The 21,385-nt window shown below is 72.6% G+C and carries 18 protein-coding genes and 1 pseudogene; 14 read left to right on the top strand and 5 right to left on the bottom strand.

What is annotated here, in order from left to right:
* Positions 1-202 (top strand): annotated as a pseudogene (locus tag AC6EXY_RS18295) (hypothetical protein); the annotation flags it as partial.
* A 263-nt stretch (positions 203-465) separates the two neighbouring features.
* On the opposite strand, the gene AC6EXY_RS18290 reads toward AC6EXY_RS18295, so the two are convergent.
* Positions 466-822 (bottom strand): ArsR/SmtB family transcription factor, encoded by a 357-nt coding sequence (locus AC6EXY_RS18290; protein WP_101832871.1) that lies wholly within the window; start codon positions 820-822, stop codon positions 466-468.
* Positions 823-939: 117 nt separating this feature from the next.
* On the opposite strand from AC6EXY_RS18290, the gene AC6EXY_RS18285 reads away from it, so the two are divergent.
* From AC6EXY_RS18285 to AC6EXY_RS18275, 3 genes are all read left to right on the top strand, one after another.
* A complete protein-coding gene (locus AC6EXY_RS18285) occupies positions 940-2,241 on the top strand; it encodes an MFS transporter (protein WP_101832870.1) in 1,302 nt (433 codons plus the stop codon).
* Between the two features lie 238 nt (positions 2,242-2,479).
* Positions 2,480-3,778, top strand: a complete 1,299-nt coding sequence (locus AC6EXY_RS18280; protein ID WP_101832869.1) for an AAA family ATPase — start codon at positions 2,480-2,482, stop codon at positions 3,776-3,778.
* Between the two features lie 4 nt (positions 3,779-3,782).
* The gene (locus AC6EXY_RS18275) at positions 3,783-4,463 is read left to right on the top strand and encodes an RloB family protein (RefSeq protein ID WP_101832868.1); all 681 of its coding nucleotides are present in this window, start codon (positions 3,783-3,785) and stop codon (positions 4,461-4,463) included.
* Positions 4,464-4,627: 164 nt separating this feature from the next.
* On the opposite strand, the gene AC6EXY_RS18270 is transcribed toward AC6EXY_RS18275, so the two are convergent.
* From AC6EXY_RS18270 to AC6EXY_RS18255, 4 genes are all read right to left on the bottom strand, one after another.
* Positions 4,628-6,442: an Ig-like domain-containing protein gene (locus AC6EXY_RS18270; protein WP_499842373.1), complete on the bottom strand. Its 1,815-nt coding sequence runs from the start codon at positions 6,440-6,442 to the stop codon at positions 4,628-4,630.
* Between the two features lie 28 nt (positions 6,443-6,470).
* Positions 6,471-7,607 carry a hypothetical protein gene (locus tag AC6EXY_RS18265; protein ID WP_499817770.1) on the bottom strand — a complete coding sequence of 379 codons (1,137 nt, stop codon included), beginning with the start codon at positions 7,605-7,607 and terminating at the stop codon, positions 6,471-6,473.
* 158 nt (positions 7,608-7,765) lie between these two features.
* A complete protein-coding gene (locus AC6EXY_RS18260; RefSeq protein ID WP_499817769.1) occupies positions 7,766-8,833 on the bottom strand; it encodes a hypothetical protein in 1,068 nt (355 codons plus the stop codon).
* A gap of 593 nt (positions 8,834-9,426) precedes the next feature.
* Positions 9,427-10,026, bottom strand: coding sequence for a TetR/AcrR family transcriptional regulator (locus AC6EXY_RS18255; protein WP_499817768.1), 600 nt, complete (start codon positions 10,024-10,026; stop codon positions 9,427-9,429).
* A gap of 93 nt (positions 10,027-10,119) precedes the next feature.
* On the opposite strand from AC6EXY_RS18255, the gene AC6EXY_RS18250 reads away from it, so the two are divergent.
* The 10 genes from AC6EXY_RS18250 to AC6EXY_RS18205 all read left to right on the top strand — a co-directional run bounded on the left by AC6EXY_RS18250 (position 10,120) and on the right by AC6EXY_RS18205 (position 21,370).
* Entirely contained in the window at positions 10,120-11,019 is a 900-nt protein-coding gene (locus AC6EXY_RS18250; RefSeq protein WP_499817767.1) for an SDR family oxidoreductase, read from the top strand.
* A 139-nt stretch (positions 11,020-11,158) separates the two neighbouring features.
* Positions 11,159-12,205: an aldo/keto reductase gene (locus AC6EXY_RS18245; protein ID WP_499817766.1), complete on the top strand. Its 1,047-nt coding sequence runs from the start codon at positions 11,159-11,161 to the stop codon at positions 12,203-12,205.
* A 132-nt stretch (positions 12,206-12,337) separates the two neighbouring features.
* Positions 12,338-13,447, top strand: coding sequence for an ATP-binding cassette domain-containing protein (locus AC6EXY_RS18240; protein WP_499817765.1), 1,110 nt, complete (start codon positions 12,338-12,340; stop codon positions 13,445-13,447).
* A gap of 8 nt (positions 13,448-13,455) precedes the next feature.
* Positions 13,456-14,301, top strand: coding sequence for an ABC transporter permease (locus AC6EXY_RS18235; protein ID WP_101831679.1), 846 nt, complete (start codon positions 13,456-13,458; stop codon positions 14,299-14,301).
* Positions 14,302-14,307: 6 nt separating this feature from the next.
* Entirely contained in the window at positions 14,308-15,474 is a 1,167-nt protein-coding gene (locus tag AC6EXY_RS18230; protein WP_499817764.1) for an FAD-dependent oxidoreductase, read from the top strand.
* A 7-nt stretch (positions 15,475-15,481) separates the two neighbouring features.
* On the top strand, positions 15,482-16,444 hold the full coding sequence (locus tag AC6EXY_RS18225) for a MurR/RpiR family transcriptional regulator (protein ID WP_101831681.1): 963 nt from the start codon (positions 15,482-15,484) through the stop codon (positions 16,442-16,444).
* A 232-nt stretch (positions 16,445-16,676) separates the two neighbouring features.
* Entirely contained in the window at positions 16,677-17,891 is a 1,215-nt protein-coding gene (locus tag AC6EXY_RS18220; RefSeq protein ID WP_499817763.1) for an ABC transporter ATP-binding protein, read from the top strand.
* A 174-nt stretch (positions 17,892-18,065) separates the two neighbouring features.
* Complete coding sequence (locus AC6EXY_RS18215) at positions 18,066-19,448, top strand: ABC transporter substrate-binding protein (protein ID WP_499817771.1); 1,383 nt, start codon at positions 18,066-18,068, stop codon at positions 19,446-19,448.
* A 5-nt stretch (positions 19,449-19,453) separates the two neighbouring features.
* Positions 19,454-20,371, top strand: coding sequence for a tyrosine-protein phosphatase (locus tag AC6EXY_RS18210; protein WP_499817762.1), 918 nt, complete (start codon positions 19,454-19,456; stop codon positions 20,369-20,371).
* A gap of 66 nt (positions 20,372-20,437) precedes the next feature.
* The gene (locus tag AC6EXY_RS18205) at positions 20,438-21,370 is read left to right on the top strand and encodes a metallophosphoesterase (protein ID WP_499817761.1); all 933 of its coding nucleotides are present in this window, start codon (positions 20,438-20,440) and stop codon (positions 21,368-21,370) included.
* Positions 21,371-21,385: the final 15 nt, after the last annotated feature.

The following is a 21,385-nucleotide window of genomic DNA, read 5'->3' as shown; positions in this document are numbered from 1 at the left end:
GGCCCATGACACCGAACCCGCCGACGGGCTGATCCCGCTCACCGTCAACGAGGTCCGCCACCTCATCATCCAGCTCGCGATGCCCCGACCCGCCCCGGCCGCCGGCTTCGTGCTGGCCTGGTCCTGGTGGCGACGCCGCCACCAGGCACGCGCACAAGCCAGCCACTACCACCGCCAGGCCGCAGCCCTACAACTCAATTGATCACAAAAGTCGGGCTGGAGTACTAGCGCCTCCTCGGGCGCCTCTGGCAAGGTCCCGCTCCAGTTCCGCATATCGCGGACGCTGTCCTGAACTCGGATCGCCCCGGTTCGGCGAGTTGAACCGTTTTACATCAGTAGTAGTTTTACATCAGTAGTAGGAATATCCCGCACGCGGCGTCCGGGTCCCAGTGGTCAGCCGGATTGCTGGGGCCAGAACGTCCGCGCCGCCGGCGGCCTCACCTGACCCCGCCGGCAGGTGCCGCCTCAGAGCACCGCGGCCCGGCTCGGTGCGGCCAGTGCGCCTGGTGCGGCGGTCGGGGTGAGGACGGCGGCGAGGAGGCCGGGGAAGCGGGCCTCCAGGTCGTCGTGACGGATCGTGACGGATCGTCGGCGTCCCTCGGCCACGGTCGTCGTCAGGCCGGCCTCGCGCAGGACGCGGTAGTGGTGCGAGACCGTCGGCGGGCTGACGTCAACCCCGCTGGCGACGGTGGCACAGTCGACCAGCCCGGAGCTGGCGTACATCCCCCGCAGCAGGGTGAGCCGTACCGGGTCGGCGAGGGCGGCGAGCACCGTGACCAGGTCGATCGAGTCGCGGCTGGGCTGCGGGAGCTGTCGGGACATGGCGGACCGCCCGACTCAGACGCGCTGTCGGTCGATACGAACTTCCAAATACTTTGACATTCATCGAAGCGTACCCCTAGCCTCGACGCTGTGACGATTCGACAAGCATCGAATGACATGCCACCCGACACCGGCGGGGAGGCGCTGCGGGGGTGGCAGCTCGGCCTGCTGGCGGCCGGCACGTTCACGCTCGGTGTCGACGCGTTCGTCCTCGCCGGCCTGCTCCCCACGATCGCCGACGACCTGCACGTCCGGATCTCGACGGCCGGCCAGCTCACCACCATCTTCTCAATCACCTACGCGGTCGGCTCGCCGGTGATCGCGGCCCTCACCGGCCGCTGGGACCGGCGGGTGCTGCTCGGCGCCGGCCTCGCGCTGTTCCTGCTCGGCATGGCCGGCCAGGCGCTCGCCCCGTCCTACGCCGTGATGGCCGCCGGCCGCGCCGTCGCGGCCATCGGCGCGGCCGCGTTCCAGTCGAACGCCTATGTGATGGCCGGGGTGCTGGCCGGCCCGGAGCGGCGCGGCCGGGCGCTGGCCGCCGTGACGGCGGGGACATCACTGTCCACGGTGCTCGGCGTCCCGTTCGGTGTTCTGGTCGGGCAGACGTTCAGCTGGCGAGCCGTGCTCTGGACGATCGCGGCCCTCGCAGCGGTCACCGCCGTCCTGGTACCGCGGCTGCCGAAGGCCCACGTCCCGCCGACGAGCCTGCGTACCCGCCTCGGCGTGCTGATCCGGCCCCCGGTGCTGGTCCTGCTGGTCACGACGGTGCTTGTGGTGGCGTCCTCGCTGCTGCTGGTCATCTACCTGCCGGTCGTGCTCGGGATGGATGAGGGCGACCGGCGCCTCGTGGTGGTCCTGCTCGCCTTCGGCGTGGGCAGCATCGCGGGGAACCGTCTGGTCGGCCGGCTCGTCGACAGCCGCGGCGCGCTGGGGGTGCTGCTGGTCGGGATGGCCGGTGTCGGCGTCTCGTACGCGGTGATGGTGGGGGTGCGGACGTGGTTCGTGCCGGCGCTGGCCGTCGCGGTGGCGGTGGGCGCCTTCGGCGGGCTGACGATCACCCCGCAGCAGCACCGACTGTTCGCCGTCGCCCCGGACGTCTCCACCGTCGCCCTCGGGCTGAACGGCTCCGCCATCTACCTCGGCGCCGCGCTCGGCGCGGCCCTCGGCGGGGTCGCCCTCGACGCGGTCGGCGCCTGGGCGGTCCCCGCCACCGCAGCGCTCCTGGCAGCGGCCGCCCTCGCCCTGATCGTGCTCGGCGCCCCGGAGCGACGCTCCCGCTCCAGGGCCATCCAGCCCGCGCCCTTGCCCACGCGACCCGCCACTCCCCCGATGACACAGGTTGGCGTGGCGGCCTCCACCGCGTCGGCCGCATCGACGACACCCTGCAGCGACAACATCGGCCCTGGCTCGCGGCCGTGACAGGGCTGGCCGGGAACCGGCCTGGCACCGCGACCCCGACGGCCAGTTCCAAAGCGGAGCGCGCGAGGTCGGACTGTCAACGCTGGACCTCCGACCGCCGGCGACCACATGCGAACAACGCCCTCCGGCTCGGACCATCGTCTAAGATAGCGGCCTGACTGCACGCTTACCGATCGATTCGTAGCGATTCGACGGGAAGGGGCTCCTGGCAGCGCCGATCGACGACGTTAGGGCAACTATGCTGATCCGCTTCCAGGTAAGCAACTTCCGCTCGATACTGGGCAGCGCCGAGCTCTCCATGATCGCGGTCGATCGGGATCGCGAAGCGGCCCGCCCTGCGGAACTGCTGGGCGAGAGCATCCTCACCGTATCCGCGATCTTCGGCCCCAATGCGTCGGGAAAGTCCAATGTCATCGCGGCGTTCGACTGGCTTCGGGAGGCCGTCCGAGACTCCCTTCGATCCTGGGATGGCGAGATCCCCATCGACCCTTTCGCGTTCGACGACGGTCCGACCAGGCCGTCCGAATTCGTCGTCGACTCCCTCGTCGATGGGGTGCGGTTCGAATACGTACTGGAACTGGACCGCAGCGCCGTCCACTACGAGGGGCTTTTCCACTATCCAGAGAAAAAGCGTCGCCGAATCTTCGAGCGAGACGGCTCCGACCTCAAACTGCAGCGAGGCCTCGGCGGGCTGTCGGGAACGCGGGAGCTTCTCACCAGCGTCACACTGGCCTTGTCCGTCGCGCACCGGTTCAACGAGCCACTCGTCTCGAAGTTCGTCCGAAATCTTATCCGGGCGCAGGTTTTCGGGCCGCAAGGATTTCTGCTCGCAAGAATTGGTGGAGGACTCCGGCCCGCCGGCACCCTCTCCACCGTTCGCTGGTTCGACGAACAGCCAGAAGGCGGCAAAAAGGATCCGGGCGGCGACGCGAACGAAAAGGCCACCGACCGCGCTCAGGCACTCGCGCTGCTGCGCATGGCCGATCTGGGAATCGTTGACGTACTCGTCGAGGATCCGGTTCATTTTCCGATGCCGCCGGACGGTTCCGAGCCGCCTCGCCCTCGGCCCCGGCGGCGAGTTCGCCTTGTCCACGAGGCCGGGGACGAGAGGGCGCCGCTGAACTTCGTGGCCGAATCCGAGGGCACGCGCGCCTGGTTCGAGTTGATTGGACCGACCCTCTACGCACTCCGGTCCGGAACGCTGATCTTCTTCGACGAACTGGACGCGAGCCTCCATCCGACCCTGTCCGCACAGCTGATCGAGCTGTTCCATGATCCTGCCACGAACCCCAAAGGCGCACAACTGATCTTCACCTCCCACGACACCAGCCTGCTGAACCATCTCAATCGGGACGAGGTCTGGTTGACCGAGAAGAGCCGGTCGGGCGCGACCCGCCTCGGCGCGCTCGCGGATTTCGCCGGCGAGCGGGTCCGGAGGTCCCAGAACCTCGAGAACGCCTATCTCCACGGCAGATTCGGAGCGCTTCCCGACACGGACCGTACGGAGCTACTTCGCTCACTCGGTCTCATCGGTTAGCCTCGTGACTTCCAGGAGATCCCAGCCCACGCCACTGAGGCGAAAAACGCAGATCAGGCCGGAGAAGAAGACTATCGTCGTCTTCTGCGAAGGCAGAAGGTCGGAGCCCGACTACATCCGCGGTTTAAAGAGGATCTCAACGGTGGCGGCCAACGCCGCCATCAGGATCGAGATCGTGGTGGCCCCGGGGGTTCCGGCGACGCTCGTCCGCCGGGCGGTGGAGAAGGCCAGGGACCCCGAAATCGACGAATGCTGGTGCACCTTCGACGTCGAATGGCCGACGAATCATCCCAATCTGAAACAGGCGGTGAGCCTCGCCCGGGAGAATGGGATCAGGCTGGCGATCTCGAACCCCTGTTTCGAGCTCTGGCTCGTGCTGCACTTCGAGGACCACAGGAGGTTCTCCGACAACGCCACGATCGAGCGCCGGAGCAGGGAGCTCGACGGGAGGAGCGGCAAAGGGATCGATCCCGCGGTGTACATGCCACGAAGGTGGGAGGCCGTGGAACGCGCTCGGGCGCTGGAGGCGATGCACCTGCGGAACAGTGTCCGGTTCCCCGCCGACAACCCGTCCTCGTCCATGGCCGATCTTGTGATCGCGACCGGCGGCCAGGCCGCCGCGCCCGATTACTCCGAATCTCGAGGAGACGGTCCAGGCCGACGTGGAGTGCGCTCGAATCGCTAGCCAGGCGCTGCCCAACCGGTGCGTCTACTACGGCCGTTCCGTGGAGGATCCGCCCTGGACTGTCACGACGCGGCCGCTGACGCGACGGTCGAGCGGGTCGGCGCCGCCGGGGATGAGCTAGGCGGCGCCGACTGTGCCTCGATGGAGCGGGTGACGTCAGGCGGTCAGGCGCACTGGCCGGAGCGAGGTCCGGTCGCGGTGTTGCCGTCCTGCCGCAGGGTCGGCTGATTGCCGCTGCAGCTCAGGGGGCCGGTGACGCGGTTGCCCGTGAACGTGGGTGTGGGTGCGCCGCTGTTGCCGGTGATGCGCACCGGGCCACTGACCGTGTTGCCCGACGCGGTGAAGCCACCGGTGTTCCCGTCCACCGTGAGCGGACCGCTGATCGTGTTACCGGCGCAGGACGGCGCGCCGCCGACAAGCACGTAGCCGCTGCTGCCCTGGATCGACACCGGGCCGGCGAACGCCGCCTGGCAGACGCTGATCGCCAGCGCCCCGTCGGAACTCAACGGGCCGGCGACGGTGGCACCCGTGACGGCGAGGGCTCCGCCGGCCTTCACGGTGACCGGTCCACTCTGCCGGCCGCCCGGGCCGAGGCACAGCGACTGACCGGCGGTGACCGTCAACGGGCCGCTGCGGCTGCCGGTGACGCAGGGCTCGCTGAAGCTGACCGTCACGGTGGTGGTCGCGCTCTGGCCCGGTGCGTGCGCCGCGTCCCCGCCGTAGCTGGCGGTGATCGTGTGCGGGCCGGGCCGCAGGCCGGTGATGCCGAGTCCGGTCTGCCCGCCGTCCAGCGTCGCGGTGCCGAGGGGGACCTCGCCGTCGAGGAAGGTCACCGTGCCCGTCGGGGTGCTCCCGGCCGGACTCGTGACGGCCGCCGTCAGGGTGACCGCGTGGCCGAACAGCGGCGTGGGGGTGCTGGCGGACAGGGAGACCGTGCTCGCCCAGCGGAACGACACGGTGGCGTGGCCGTTGCCGTGGTTGACGCCCGCGGTGAGCGTGACGTCGGTCAGGGACGTGGCGGCGTAGCCGCTGCCACCGCCACCGCCGGCGCCGGAGAAGTTGCCCGGGTCACCCCCGCCGGAACCGCCGCCGCCGCCGTGGTAGCCGCCACCACCGCCGCCGCCACCGTTCCCGCCGCCCCCACCGTTGCCGCCGGGACCTCCGCTGCCCGGGTTGGGCTGGCCGGTGTTCGGGTCGATGTCACCGCCGGCGATGCCGGGGCCGCCGCGAGTGGAGTTGGGGCTGCCGGTGCCGTCGGCGCTCTGGGTGGCGCCACCGCCGGCGGCACCGGAGCCCGCCGGACCGCCGCCCTGGCCGCCGGCCTCGCCCGCGAGGCCGCCGCCGGCACCGCCGCGCAGCAGCGGGCCGCCGTTGCCGGCTCCCCCGCCCCCGCCCGCGACCAGGATCCGTTCGGCCGGGCCGAACGCGCCGACGCGCACGTCCGAACCGCCACCGCCGGAGCCGCCACCGCCGTGCGCGCCACCGCCGCCGGCCCCGTGACCGGTGCCGCCCGGGCGGGCGAACTCGCCGTGCCGGGAGGTGCCGGGCACCCCCGCGCCCCCCGTCGTGATCTGCAGGACCTGGCCGGGCTGGACGGCCACCGTCGCCCGGCTCTGTCCACCCAGCCCGCCGGGGGCACCGGCGTTCGGCGGGTTCGGCGCGACGAAGCCGGCCGCGCTGCCGCCCTCGGCCCCGAACAGATCGATGGTCACGCTGGCCACGCCGTCCGGGACGGTGAAGACGTCGGTGCCCGGCCGGTCGTAGACGCAGGCGGGTGGGGCGGTCGCGGAGGTGGTGAGCGAGCCGGTCGCCCCGCACGGCGACGACGCGCCGGCGGGTGGATCCGCGGCGAGGGCCGCCGGTGGCGCGCCCGCCATCGCGGTGAGGATGCCGAACGCACCACCGAACACGATCATCCGGGAGCGCAGCCGGGTTGGCCTGGAGGGATACGTCCTGGGTAGGACGGGACGGGGGTCCACGGAGATGTACCGTCTCTTTCGGTCTTGATCAGACGCCGTCGTCGGCGCACAGCGCCCAGGCGTCGGTGTAGGTGCTCGGCGAGCTCGCGCCGCCGGTGTGGCTGAAGGCCGTCCAGTACGCGGCGCTTGTCGTGCCGTCACTGACCGGCGTGCCGGTGGAGCCGCTGGGGAAGCTGCCGTTGAGGTGCGTGCCGCCGGAACCCGGGCCGGTGAAGTCCGTGGTCGTCACGCCGCCGCCGCTGACGGCAGCGCCGCCGCTGATCAGCTTGCCGTCGGAGCCGCCGCAGCCGACGGTGGCCGTCTGCCCGGTGGTGGCCGAGGTCGGCCCACTCACCTCGGTGAAGCGGACCTTCACCGTGACGCCGCTGACGTTGATGCCGCTTGCGCTGCAGATCGCGTAGGCATAGGTGGTGTTGCCGCTGTTGCCGCCGCCGCCGTTCCAGCCGACGGCGCTCCACGCGTTCGGGTTGGTCGCCCCGTCCGCCGCGGCCTTCAGGCCGTAGTCGTGCGCGGCGTCGTTGAAGGTGGGGAAGCTGGCGATCGGCTTGAGGCTGCCGATGCTCGCCGGGGTGCTGCGCGCGCCGCCGCCGAGCAGCACGGTGTTCGCCGGGCAGACGGCGGTGACCAGGCCGACCGTGGAAGCCGACGCCGGGCCGGCGACCTTGTTCATGACGACCTGGGTGTGGTTGATCAGCGTGCTGGTCAGGCAGGTCGCGTACGGCGTGGTGGAGAAGGCGGCGTCGGTCGCGCCGCCGGTGCCGCCGATGCCGAGCCAGTGGGTGACGTCGGTGCCGACGACTCCGGTGGTGCCGGTGTATTCGGAGCTGCCGTCCGAGCTGGGCCCGGTGCCCATCACGTGGTTGCCGTTCGAGACCGCGCCGGTGCCGATGGCCTGGTTGATCCCACCGCCGGCGACGAGGCCGCTGGCGCAGTCCGCGTGGGTGGAGATCTCGGCGAACGTCGTCGAGGGCCCGCTGGTGGCCCCCGGCGTGCGCACGGTGAGGCCCACCGAGTTGGCGTGCGCGGTGCCCGGCACCGCCACGGTCAGCGCCGCCGCCAGCACCAGTGCCGGACCGGCCGTGCGCCCCAGCCTTCGGGCGGTGACCTCACGGGCGGGAAGTCCGCGGGCGGGAAGTCCGCGGGCGGGAAGGGACAGGCGCGCCATGTGCGCTCTCCTTCGGAGTCGATGAGGTGACGGTCGCGCGGGCGGAGTGGTCGGAGCGGACGAAACGGAGTGGTCGGAGTGGACGGAGTGGTCGGAGTGGACGGAGTGAGGGGAGTGCTGGGTCGCGGGATGGGTGCTGTCAGCGGGCTGGGCGCCTGTCAGTCGTTGCCGCCGTGCCTGTCGGCACAGACCGCGAAGGCGTGGGCGGCGGTGGCGCCGGGCAGGCTGCCACCGGCGGCGACAATGCCGCTCCACGTGGTGGGATTGGGCGTCGTGCCGGTGGCCGGAGTGCCAGCGGGGTCGCTCGGGTAGCTGCCGCGCAGATGCACGCCGCCCTGCAGCGGGCCGGTGGGGTTGTCGACGTACACGCCGCCGCCGGTGAGGACACCGTCGGCGCAGCTGGCGCCGATCGTGACGGCCGTGCTGCCGGCCTGCGGGCCTGGCCCGTCCACCCGGCTCACCCGGGTCTGCCCGCCCTGCGGCTTCGCGCAGACCGCGAACGCGGTGGTGACGGCCGCCGGGTCGCTGTTGCCCCCGCTGGAACCCACGGCGGTCCAGGACGCGGGGGCGAGCGCGCCGTCGGCCAGCATGGCGCCGTCGGCGGTACTGGGGTAGCTGCCGATCGGCTTGAGGCTGGTGGAGCCCACCGGGGTGGCCAGCGCCCCGCCCCCGAGGAGCAGGGTGCCCACCGGGCAGGTGGCGGTCGCGGTGGCCTTGGCCTGGCTGCCGGTCGGCCCGGGAGTGGATGCCACGACGACCGTGCGGTGCTGGAACTTCTTCGTCGCGCACAGGGCGAGGCTGGTGACCTGGTCGCCGGTCTCCGACTGGCCGCCGAAGTTGCCCGTCGCCGACCAGGAGCCAGGGTCGGCGGTGGTGCCGGCGGTGAGGGGACCGCCCGTGCCGTCGGCGGGATAGGTCCCCTTCGCCCGCAGCCCGTTGATCGGAACGGCCGGGTCGGACGGGTCGGCCCGGCCCGTCCACATGCCGCCGCCGACGAGACGGGTGCCGGGCGGACAGGCGACTGTGGCGGTCGTGGCGGTCGCGGACTCGGCCGTCATCGGCGCGTTCGCCGTGGCCACCCGGATGTCCGGCAGGGGCGCCGCGTTCGCCGCCGTGCCCCCGGTCCAGGCCAGCACCGCCGCGCCGAGCAACACCACCGAGCCGGCCGCGGCAGGGCGTGCGCGTACCGCGCCCAGCCTGCCGGAGCCCACACGCTTGTCGATCATGCGGAAATCCTTCGTCTACCAGGAATGGGAAGAGATCGGGTTGTGGATGACGGCTTCGCTGCGGCACATCCACGGCGTGAACGGCGCGCGGTTCCGGCCCATGGGGCCGCTCGGCACGCGGCGCGTTCGGAGCCCCCTTGCCCCGACCGCGCATTCACCGGAAAAACCCGGCTCTCGACCACGCAGATGCGGACTCTAGCAGCAGCTGAACCCGCTTTTGCGCTTTTCGATCCGCCCCGGAGAACGGCGGTGACCCACCGCGGTATCCACGCGCCGCGCGGATCGCCGGCACCTACGGAAGCCTCCCGGCTCGCGGCAGGTGGTCGCAGCCGATCCAAGGACCCGGACGCGGTGGCCGAGCGCCCCTGGATGACGGGCCGCCAGCTGAGGCCATCACACGCTCAGCACGGTTGAACCGGGCTGGTTCGTGCCCATGCCCGTGACCTGCATCATCAGGCGGCAGCCACGGGACGATCTCGGCCCGCATGCGTCGAGCCCGCGCCGGTGGGCCGGGCCGGCCGGCGCATTGGGCTGACCGGCCAGATCGCGGGCACCAGGAGACGTGACGAGGACCACGCCCGGCCGGTCAGGGCCTAAGCAGGCCGAAGCGCCTCGTCGGCCTCGTCCTTCGGTGTGCGGAACAGGCCGCGCAGGGTCAGCCGCACCAGGCGGTCGGCCTGCTCACGCGACGTCTGTTCGGCGATCCAGGCGGCGGCGTTCATGAGCGCGAAGATGTCCGCGCTGGTCGCGTCCTGGCGCAGCGCTCCGGCCGCGCGGGCCCTGCCGATCAGCCGGTCGCCGATGTCGTTCATGCGCGCGCACGAGGCGTGCAGTTCGGAGCGCTCGTCACCGGCGCCCGCGGCCAGCATGCCGGCGAGCCCCTGGTAGGCGGCGGCGTGCTCGACGACGGCGGCGACCCAGGCGGCGAGCGCCGGGGCGGGTTCGGGCTGGGCGAGCAGCGCCTCCCCGTGCTCGAACAGGGCTCCGTTGCGTTCCCGCAGCACCGCGGCGACCAGGGCGTCGCGGGAGGGGAAGTGGGCGTAGAGGGTTCCGATCGCGACGCCGGCGCGGCGGGCGACGGCCTCCAGCGACGTGCCTGTCCCCTGCTCCCGGAAGGCGGCCTCGGCCTCGGTCAGCAGCCGTTCCCGGTTGCGTCGCGCGTCGGCGCGCGGACGACGTCGATCGCTGCTCATCGCGTCCCTCCCGGATAAGTCGAGGCATCCTCAGGTAATATTCTCGAGGCATCCTCAGGTTATCCGCCGAACGACGTGGACCGGGAGAGAGAAATGATCTTGGTGACGGGCGCCACCGGCTCGATCGGCCGGCCGCTGGTGCGCCGGCTGCGCGCGAGCGGGGTCGCATTCCGCGCGCTGGTCCGCGACGAGGCCCGGGGCCGTGCGCTGGGCTGCGACGTCGTCGTCGGCGATCTCGACGATCCGGCCTCGATCGCCGCGGCCCTGCGCGGCGTCGACCAGCTGTTCCTCAACGGCGCCGGCGCGGGGCCGGTGGACGGGGAGCAGCCCATGGTCCGTCAGCAGACCGACGCCATCGACGCCGCCCGCGCCGCCGGGGTCGAGCGGGTGGTGAAGATCTCGGTGTGGCACGCCCACGAGGGCGGACGGCTCGCCGAGGGCGCCCACTGGGAAATCGAGCAGCATCTGAAGGTGTCCGGCCTGCGGTGGACCGTGCTGCAGCCGAACGGCTTCATGCAGAACTTCCTCACCGGCGCCGGCTCCTTCACCGCCGACGGGGAGCTGATCGGCGCGTACGGCGACGCCCGCGTCTCCTACATCGACTGCGAGGACATCGCCGCCTGTGCCGCGCGCATCCTGACCCGCCCCCGCGGCCAGGACGAGCCGGGGAACGAGACCTTCATCCTCACCGGCCCACAGGCCCTCACCCACAGCCAGATCGCCGAGAGACTGTCCGCCGCGATCGGCCGCACCATCCGCTACCGGGACCTGCCGCCGCCGGAGTTCGCCGCCACCCTGCGCGCCCAGGGACTGCCCGCGGCGTTCGCCGACGACGTCGCCGCGCTTCACGCCGAGGTCGCGGCCGGCTCGCTGGCGGCGACAGCCTCGGCGGTAGCGGACCTCACCGGCCGAGCCCCCCGCACCTTCGACGACTTCCTCGCCGCCCACCGCGACGACCTGCGCGCCCTCGGCCGTGCGCGCAGTGTGGAGTAGCGGTCTTACCGCGCACGAAGTTGCCAGTTCGAGACGCGGCATGGCCGGACATCGAGCGCGCTCGAATGGCTAGGGTCGTTGGGAGGACGACGGTCCCGGCTGGGGATGGTCGATGCCACGGTGCAGGAGGCAGTACGCCATGCGGTATCGCAAGCTCGCCCGGACCGGTGTCGAGGTCAGCACGCAGTGCCTCGGCGCCATGATGTTCGGGAAAATGGGGAACACCGACCACGACGAGTGCGCGCGGATCATCAATGCGGCGCTCGACGCGGGCATCAACTTCATCGATACCGCGGACGTGTACTCCCAGGGGGAGAGCGAGCAGATCGTCGGCAAGGCGATCAGTGCGCGGCGCGAGGACGTGGTGCTGGCGACCAAGTGCTTCAGTCCGATGGGCTCCGAGCGCAACCACCGCGGCGGCTCCCGGCGCTGGATCATCAAGGCGGCCGAGGACAGCCTGCGCCGCCTCGGCACCGACTACATCGACCTTTACCAGGTGCACCGGCACGACTGGGACGTCGACCTGGAGGAGACCCTCGGCGCCCTGACCGACCTGGTCCGCCAGGGCAAGGTGCGTTACCTCGGCTCGTCGTCGTTCCCGGCGGACTGGATCGTCGAGGCGCAGTGGGCGGCACGCCGCCGCGGCAGCGAGCGGTTCGTCTGTGAGCAGCCGCAGTACTCGATCTTCGCCCGGTCGATCGAGGAGTCCGTGCTGCCCGCCACGCTGCGCCACGACATGGGTGTCATCCCATGGAGCCCGCTGGCCGGCGGCTGGCTGACGGGCAAGTACCGCCGCGGGGCGGACGTCCCGTCAGGCTCGCGCTATGCCAGTGACGGCGCGATCGCCCGCCTGCGCGGCGGCGGCGACCTGGATGACGACCCGAGCACGCCGGCCCGCTACGACGCGGTCGAGGGGCTCGTGACCATCGCCGAGCAGGCGGGAGTGTCCCTGACCCACCTGGCGCTGGCCTTCGTCGACAGCCACCCGGCCGTCACCTCGACGATCATCGGGCCGCGGACGATGAAGCAGCTCGAGGACGCCCTCGCCGGCGCCGATGTCACCCTCGACACGACGGCCCTCGACGCGATCGACAAGGTCGTGCCCCCGGGCACCGACATCGCCGGCATCGAGCACTACAGCGGCAGCCCCTCCCTGCGCGCGGCCTCTCGCCGCCGTATCGCCTGACCCTCCCCATCAGCTGACACAGCCCCATCAGCTGACACAGCCCATCGCTGACGTGCCCCGCTGACACGACTCGCTGACACGAGACCGGTGGATCGCCGGCCCGTGTCAGCGGGCTGTCAGTGTGACAGCGGCGTGGCAGCGGCCTCTCGGTCGCGTCTCGCCAAACTGTCAGTGCCGGCCGGCATGCTGCTCGACATGACGGTCAGAGATCCAGACTCAACCCCCGCGATCGTCGCCGAGGGCCTCGTCAAGCGCTACGGCGAGACGACCGCGCTCGACGGCGTCGACCTGCGGGTGCCCGCCGGCACGGTCTTCGGCCTGCTCGGCCCGAACGGCGCCGGCAAGACCACCACGGTCCGCGTCCTCGCGACCCTGATCCGCCCGGACTCCGGCACCGCCGTGGTCGGCGGCTACGACGTGCACCGTGACGCGCACCGCGTCCGCCAGCTCGTCGGCCTCACCGGCCAGTACGCCTCCGTCGACGAGATGCTCACCGGTACCGAGAACCTGGTGATGATCGGCCGGCTGCTCGGTCTGTCCCGGCCGCAGGCGAAGGCACGGGCCGCCGAGCTGCTCGCCGAGTTCCGGCTCAGCGACGCGGCATCCCGGCCGGCGAAGACGTTCTCCGGCGGCATGCGCCGGCGGCTCGACCTGGCCGCGAGCCTGGTCGGCCGCCCCCGCCTGCTGTTCCTCGACGAGCCGACGACCGGCCTCGACCCGCGCAGCCGCAACGAGATGTGGGACGTGGTGCGCGACCTCGTCGGCGTCCACGGCGTCACCGTGCTGCTGACCACCCAGTACCTGGAGGAAGCCGACCAGCTCGCCGACGACATCGCCGTCGTCGACCACGGGCGGATCATCGCCCAGGGCTCACCGGACGAGCTCAAGAAGCAGACCGGCGCGCAGACGCTGGCGGTACGCCCGGTCGACCGCGCCGACACCGAGCTGGTCGTGACCACGGTCGCCGACATCATCGGGGCGGCCCCGGAGCTCGCCGGCACCCTCGTCAGCGCCCAGGTCACCGACCCGGCCGTGCTGCCGGCGATCGTGCGCCGCCTCGACGACGCCGGGGTGACGGTCGGGGAGATCACCCTGCGCAGCTCCAGCCTCGACGAGGTCTTCCTCTCCCTGACCGGCCGCCCCGCCGAGGACGCGGCCTCCCCCGACACCGACCCCGCTGGCACCGGCGAGCCGACCACCGACGACCCGACCGCCCGGATCCCCGCGGCGACGAGGAGCTGACCCGCGCCATGACGACCCTGACCACCACCCTGCCCGAGCAGGCGCCCCGGGCCGCCGCCCCCCGTCCCGAGCCGGCCGGCCCCCCGCGGGTCACCCCGCTCGACGCCCTGCGGCACACTCGCACGCTGGCGTGGCGCACCCTCGTCCAGATCAAGCACAACCCGATGGAGCTGCTCGACTTCAGCGTCCAGCCGCTGATGTTCCTGCTGCTGTTCACCTATGTGTTCGGCGGCGCGATCTCCGGTTCGACCAGCGACTACCTGACGTTCGCACTGCCCGGCATCATCGTCCAGAACACCCTGTTCACCACGCTGAACACCGGCACCGGGCTGAACACCGACCTGACCAAGGGCGTGTTCGACCGGCTGCGCTCGCTGCCGATCGCCCGCTCCGCGCCGCTGGCCGGGCGGATCGTCGCCGACCTCGCCAAGCAGCTCTGGGCCATCTGCATGCTGCTCGGCCTCGGCTACATCCTCGGCTTCCGGGTGGAGACCGGGCCGCTGCAGGCGGTGGCCGCTGTCGGGCTGGTGATGCTGTTCGCGCTGTGCGTGTCGTGGATCTCGGTGCTGGTCGGCATGCTCGTCTCCGAGCCGGAGAAGGTGATGATCTTCGGATTCACGCTGATCTTCCCGCTCACGTTCGTCAGCAACGCCTTCGTCCAGACGTCGACGATGCCCGGCTGGCTGCAGGCGTTCGTCAAGGTCAACCCGGTGACGGCGCTCGCCGACGCCACCCGCGGCCTGCTGGTGTCCGGCCCGGTGGCGACGCCCGTGTGGCATGCGCTGCTGTGGGCGGCGGGGATCGCCGCGGTGTTCGCGCCGCTGGCGGTGGCGGCCTTCAAGCGGCGGGTCTGACCGCCGATGGCCCTCACGCCTGAGCGTGGCGGCGAGCAGGCCGGCCCGCCGCCACGCATCGTGATCGTCGGCGGCGGGCTCGCCGGGCTGACCCTCGCCCGCATCCTGCACGAGACGGGCATCGCCGCCACTGTCTACGAACTCGACGCCCGCCCCGGTGCCCTCCCGCCGCCCGACGGCGTGCCGGTCCATCCGCTGGACCTGCGTCCCGACGCCGGCCTGCGGGCGCTGCGGGCGGCCCGCGTCACCCATCCTGCCGACGGGGCCGTGCCAGCTGACGGGGCCGTGCCGGGCGGCGGGATCGACGCGGCGGAGCTGCGGCAGCGCCTGCTCGACGGGCTGCCCTCCGGCCGGGTCGTCTGGGACACGCCGGTCATGGCGGTGCGGCGGAGGGAGGGCGGCCGCGGTCACCACGCCGAACCCGGGCTCGGCCTTCGGCCCGGACGTGAGCTGGAGCTGGAGCTCGACGGCGGGGCGAGCGTGCCGGCCGATCTGGTCGTCGGCGCGGACGGCACCTGGTCGCGGATACGTCGGGCGCTCGACGACGCGCGGCCCCGCTACACCGGCATGTTCGTCTTCGACGCGCACCTGTCCGACGTCGAGCGGCGCCACCCGGCGCTCGACGCGTTCGTCGGCGGCGGCGTCAGCGCCCTCACCGAGGATCGCGGCCTTGTCGCCCGCCGCGTCGGGGACGGCGTCGCCGTGCAGGTCACGCTGCGCCTGCCCGCCGGGTGGACGGAGCTCGCGCCGGTCAGTCGACTGACCGCGTCCGTCGTGCGCGACCGGCTCGCCCGGCATTTCACCGGCTGGGACGACCGGCTCGGCGCGCTCATCCGGCACAGCGACGCCGGTCCCGTGGCACGGGCGGTGTACGCGCTGCCCCGCGGCCCCCGCTGGCCGCACCGGCCGGGCATCACCCTGATCGGCGACGCGGCCCATCCCGGCGCCCCGTTCGCCGACGCCGGCGCGAATCAGGCGATGCTCGACGCCGCCGACCTCGCCCAGGCCCTGACCGACCACCCCCGCGACCTCGCCGCCGCCCAGCGCCACTACGAGACGACCCGCTTCGCCCGCGCGGGCTCCCCGCAGGCACCAGCCCGGCCCGAGGCGGCCTCATCACCCTCCTCCTGCGCGTCTGAGGCCACCCACGCCCGTCACCTTCACGGTGTATGACGGCTGCATGGCGACCCCAACCACACAGCCATCCACCGCCGCCTCCGCCGGTGGAGCACGTCCGGGCGGGCTGTTCGCCGCGATCCGGGCGACGCTGCCGAGCCTGGTGCCCAGCGAGCGGCGGGTGGCCGAGGTGTGCCTGGCCCGGCCGGAGGAGATCGTGGAGTGGTCGGCCGCGCAGCTGGCGGACGCGGCGGGGACGTCCACCGCCACGGTGGTGCGGGCCTGCCAGTCGCTGGGCTTCCGCGGGTTCCAGCACCTGCGCCTCGACCTCGCCCGGGAGGCGGGGGCGGCGGCGCTGCGCGGCGAGGTCGGCTCGACGGGCTCCGGCGACCCGGTGGAGCGACTGCTCGACACGGTGTTCGCCGCGGCGACGAAGGTTCTCGCCGACGCCCTGGGCCCACTGGACCGTTCCCTGCTGGCGCCGGCGGTCGACCTGCTGGACCGGGCCGGGCGGCTGCTCGTCGTCGGCAACGGCGGATCCGGGCCGATCGCGCAGGACGCGGCGCTGCGTTTCCTCCTCATCGGTCGGCCGGCGGAGGCGCCGAGCGACTCGCTGTTGCAGTCGATCAGCGCCCGGCTGCTCGCGCCCACCGACGTCTGCCTGGTCATCACCAGCAGCGGCGCCAACGAGCCGACGCTGCGGGCGGCGGAGGCGGCCCGCACCGCCGGAGCACCCGTCATCGGGATCACCAGCTACACGTCCGGGCCGCTGGGCGAGATCGCGGACATCCTGCTGGTCGTCGGCACCCCCGACTGGCCGGTCGGCACCGACCTGATCGCCAGCCGGCTGGCCTCGCTGCTGCTGCTCAACACGCTGCAGCTCGCGGTCGGCCTGCGCCGCGGCAGCGACCCCCGGCCCGAGTCGACGGCGGTCACGGACCTGCTCGGGTACGCCCTGCGAGCCGAACCCACCGCCGCACCGGACCGGCCGAGCCCCGGCGGCGACGACACCGAACCGGACGAATAGCCGCAAGCCGACCGAGTTAGATAACCCTCCGCAACCGCCTCCCCCATGACACGATGCCACTACCTGGGCGTATACGAAACCAGGACAGAAAGTGGCCGAAAAATCGTTGCCGAATGTGACGGCGAACCGTCGTCCACCGGTCGGCGCCCGTTCACCTCGGTACCCGACGCTGCACAGGTAACGGAGAACCGGGAGCGCGCATGCTCACGGAACGTACGTACCTGGAGTGCCTGTGGCAGAGATCCGGATCGAGGGCCTCACCAGGTCGTTCGGCGGCACCAAGGCCGTCGACGACATCTCGCTGGACGTGGCGGACGGCGACTTCCTCGTCCTGCTCGGCCCCAGCGGCTGCGGCAAGACGACCCTGCTGCGGATGATCGCGGGCCTGCTGGAGCCGACCTCGGGGCGCGTCCTGCTCGGCGAGCGGGACATCACCCACCTGCCGGCCCGGCGGCGTGACCTCGCGATGGTGTTCCAGAGCTACGCGCTCTACCCGCATCTGACCGTCGAACGCAACATCGGCTTCCCACTGCGGGCCGCGCGGGTGCCGCGGGCCGAGATCCGCCGCCGGGTGCGGGAGACCGCCGCCCAGCTCGAACTCGACACCCTGCTGGCCCGCCGCCCCCGGGAGCTGTCCGGCGGGCAGCGCCAGCGGGTCGCCCTCGGCCGCGCCCTCGTCCGCGACCCGCGGGCCTTCCTGATGGACGAGCCGCTGTCCAACCTGGACGCGAAACTGCGCACCGCCACCCGCACCGAACTCACCGCCCTGCACCGGCGGCTGGGCCGCACCTTCATCTACGTCACCCACGACCAGGTCGAGGCCATGTCGATGGCCACCCGGGTCGCCCTGCTCAACAAGGGCCGCGTCGAGCAGGTCGGCACGCCGACCGAGGTCTACGACACGCCCGCGTCGGTGTTCGTCGCCGGCTTCCTCGGCGCGCCGCCGATGAACCTGCTGCCCGCGCGCCTCGGCACCGACGACGGCCTGCTCACCGCGACCGCGCCCGGGCTGCGCGTCCCCCTGCTGCGGGGCACCGACGAGGACCGCGACGTGATCGTCGGCGTCCGCCCGGAACACCTGCGCCACCTGCCCGCCGCCGGCGGCGCGGCCACTGACACGACCGGCGGCACCGTCACCACCGCGACCGGCGACGGTGACGGCGCGGCGCGCCTGCACGGCACGGTCACCGCGATCGAGAACCTCGGCAGCGAGGAGGTCGCCTGGTGCGACGTGCACGGGCAGGCGGTCGCCCTGCGCGGCCCGCGCCCGGTCGGGCTCGCCGCCGGTGACCGGGTGACGCTCACCGCCGACGCCGACCGCGTCCACCTGTTCGACCGTGCCAGCGGACGCCGGCTCGTCTGGCAGTTCCCCGCCCCCACCGCCCTGCCCACCCAGCAGACCCCCTCCCCGACCGAGGCCCCCACCGCGTCGACGCTCGGCGTCTGACCCCGGGGCCTCGCCGCCACCCGCCCGCCACCTTCGCCACCCGCCCCGCGCCCCCGCGCGCCTGCCCACGGACCCGTCCCCGCCCGCGTGCCCCGGCCCGTGGGCGGGACCGGCCCGGCGATCCGGCCTGCCCGCGAACGGCACCCGTCCCTCAGCCCAAGGAGCTTCACCGTGATCCGACCACGCCTGCCGCGCCTGCCGCGCCTGGCGGCCGGCCTCGCCCTGGTCGCCGCGCTGGCGTCCGCGTGCGCGACGTCGTCACCGACGACGACGGCCGCCGCGGGCTCCGGCGGCGGCTCGACCATCCCGCCGCTCGACCCGAACAAGAAGGTCTCGATCGTCTTCGAGAGCTACAACCTCACCAGCACCGGCACCTGGAAGCCGGTCATCGAGGGCCTGCTGCACGACTTCGAGGCCGCCCACCCGAACATCACCGTCAAGGGCCAGCCGCCGCAGGGCGTCACCAACGGCGACTACGTCAGCAGCGTGAAGAACCAGGTGCTCGCCGGCAACCCGCCGGACGTGGCCCAGATCACCTTCAACGCGCTGCGGTTCAGCGCCACCAGCCTCGGCGCGCGGCCGCTCGACGACCTGGTCGGTCGCTCGGAGGTACAGGCGAACTTCGGCGGCACCCACCCGTTCGCGCCCAGGGCTCGCACCCTCGGTGACGTGAACGGCAAGACCTACGCGATGCCGTACGTCTTCTCGACGCCGGTGCTGTGGATGAACCGGACGCTGTTCACCCAGGCCGGGCTGGACCCGAACAGCCCGCCGAAGACCTGGGCGGACGTCAAGACCGCCGCGCAGGCGATCAGATCCCGGACCGGCAAGGACGGCGTCATCGTCGACTGCCTGACGAAGACGGCGGGCGACTGGTGCTTCCAGAGCCTGGTCCGCTCGGCCGGCGGCCGGGTCCTCTCCCAGGACGGTAGGACCCTGTCGTTCGCCGACAAGCCGGCCGTACAGGCGGTCGCCACGCAGGCGGACCTGTTCCGCAGCGGCCTCATGCCGAACGTCGACCAGCAGCAGGCGTTCAAGGCGTTCGCCAGCGGCCAGGTTGGCATGATCCTCGAGACGAGCGCGGTGCAGGGCGTGTTCATGGCCGGCGCGAAGGCCGGCAACTGGGAGCTCGGCGCCACCCAGGAGCCGTCGCTCGACGCGAACCCGGTCGTGCCGACGAACTCCGGCTCGGGCCTGGCGATCTTCAGCAAGGACCCGGCGAAGCAGCGCGCCGCCTGGGAACTGATCAAGTTCCTGACCAGCGACCACGCCTACACCCAGATCTCCTCGAAGATCGGCTACCTGCCGCTGCGCACCGGCCTGCTCGACGACCCGAACGGCCTGCAGGCGTGGGCGAAGACCAACCCGCTGATCAAGCCGAACATCGACCAGCTGTCCCGGCTGCAGCCCTGGGAGTCCTTCCCCGGGGACAACTACCTGCAGATCGGCGACATGATGATGACCGCGGTCGAGAGCTCCGTCTTCGGCGGCAAGGACCCCGCCTCCACTCTCGCCGCCGCCCAGAAGCAGGCCACCAGCCTGCTGCCGTCCAAGTGACCGCCGTGGACACCGCCAGCACGATGGACACCGCCAGCACGCAGGTCACCGACACCTCGCCGGCCGACGCGGCGGCGGAGCCGGCGCGCGCCTTGCCGCTGCCGGGGACGATCAACCTGCGGGACGTCGGCGGTTACCCCGCCGCGGGTGGACGGCTGCGGTGGCGCACCCTGCTGCGTTCGGGCGCGCTGGTCGGGCTCGACGACAGCGGCCGGGCGGTGCTCGCCCAGGTCGGCCTGCGCACCATCGTCGACCTGCGCGAGGACGCCGAGGTGACGCACGGCCCCGACCAGCTCGGCCGGCTCACCGTCGACCACCGCCGGATCCCGGTCTACACGGCGCCCGGGACTCGCGGGCCCGTCGCCAGCGCGGCGGGAGCGGGTGCGGCGGGTGCGGCGGGCGGGGAGACGCCGGCCCAGGCGGTCGCCGAGGGCGCGGCCACCGCGCTGGAGGCGGCCCACGCCGCCGGGGCGCGGGGCGACCTGGCCGGCATCTACGACCACATCATCGACAACCGCGGGGAACGCCTGGCCGCGGCCGTTCTGGCGCTCGCCGCCCCCGGCGCCCTGCCGGCGCTCGTGCACTGCAGTGCCGGCAAGGACCGCACCGGCCTGGTCATCGCGCTCGTCCTCGACCTCGCTGGCGTGCCGACCGACGTCATCGCCGAGGACTTCGCGCTCACCGCCCGCTACCTGGACGGGGAGGCCGGCGCGGCCGTGCGGCGCCTGTCGGCGCACATGTCGCCCGACGGCGCCGAACTGCCCGAGTCCGTGATGGCCTGCCCGCCCGAACTCATCGTGCGCTCGCTGGAACGCGTCCGGTCCCGCCACGGCGACAGCCGCGGCTACCTGCTCGCGCACGGCACCACCCCGCACGCCCTCGACCGTCTCGTCGACGCCCTCGTCCAGCCCGTCGACCTCTGAACGAGCCGACCTCCGAACGAGCCGACCGCTGACGAGCCGACGGCTCGGAGAAGTGAAGGGACGACCATGATCACCCTGCTCGACCCCGCCGCCCACACCCCCAGCCACATCCTGATCCAGATCAGCGACACCCATATCGTCCGCCCGGGACAGCTGCTGCACGGCAAGGTCGACACGGCCGCCACGCTGTCGACCGTCTTCGGCCAGCTGGAGGCGTCCGCGCTGAAGATCGGCGCGATCCTGCTCACCGGCGACCTCGCCGACACCGGCGACCTGCTCGCCTACCAGCGGCTGCGTGAGCTGGTGGAGCCCGCTGCGGCGCGGATGGGGATCCCGGTCCTGTACGGCATGGGCAACCACGACGCCCGCGGGCCGTTCCGGGCGGGCCTGTTCGGCGCCGAGCCGACGACGGAACCCCACGACCTCGTCCACTGGGTCGGCGACCTGCGCGTCATCGTCATGGACAGCACCGAGCCCGGGCAGCACGGCGGTTTCCTCAGCGACGCCCAGCTGCGTTGGCTCGCCGACGAGCTGGCCACCCCGGCGCCCGCCGGCACTGTGCTGGCCCTGCACCACCCGCCGGTGCCGTCGCCGATCGCGATGGTCAACTCGCTGCTGCTCGCCGAGCCGGAGAAGCTCGCCGAGGTCATCGTCGGCAGCGACGTCAAGATCATGGTGGCCGGACACTCGCACCACGCGTCCGCCGGTGTGCTCGGCGGGGTGCCCGTCTGGGTGGCCGGAGCCTCCGCCTACCGGGCCAACACGCTGGGTCCGGCGGACCGGATGACCGGCCTGGTCGGCGGCGAGTACACCCGTATCGACGTCTACCCGTCGGGGGCGGTGGCGACGAGCGTGCCGATCGCCCCGTCCGAGGTGCTCTACGACCTCGGCGTCGACGACCTCGCCCGGCTCGCCGACGAGTACAGCGCCGCCGCAGGACACGACGCCGCCAGGGAACACGACGCTGCCACGGAACACGACGCCGCCGTCTCCGCCTGAGCGGCCAGGCCGGCC

Source organism: Frankia sp. RB5 (genome assembly GCF_059816245.1).
Note: the sequence above shows the minus strand (reverse complement) of the source record. Positions and strands in the feature narration are given on the sequence as shown.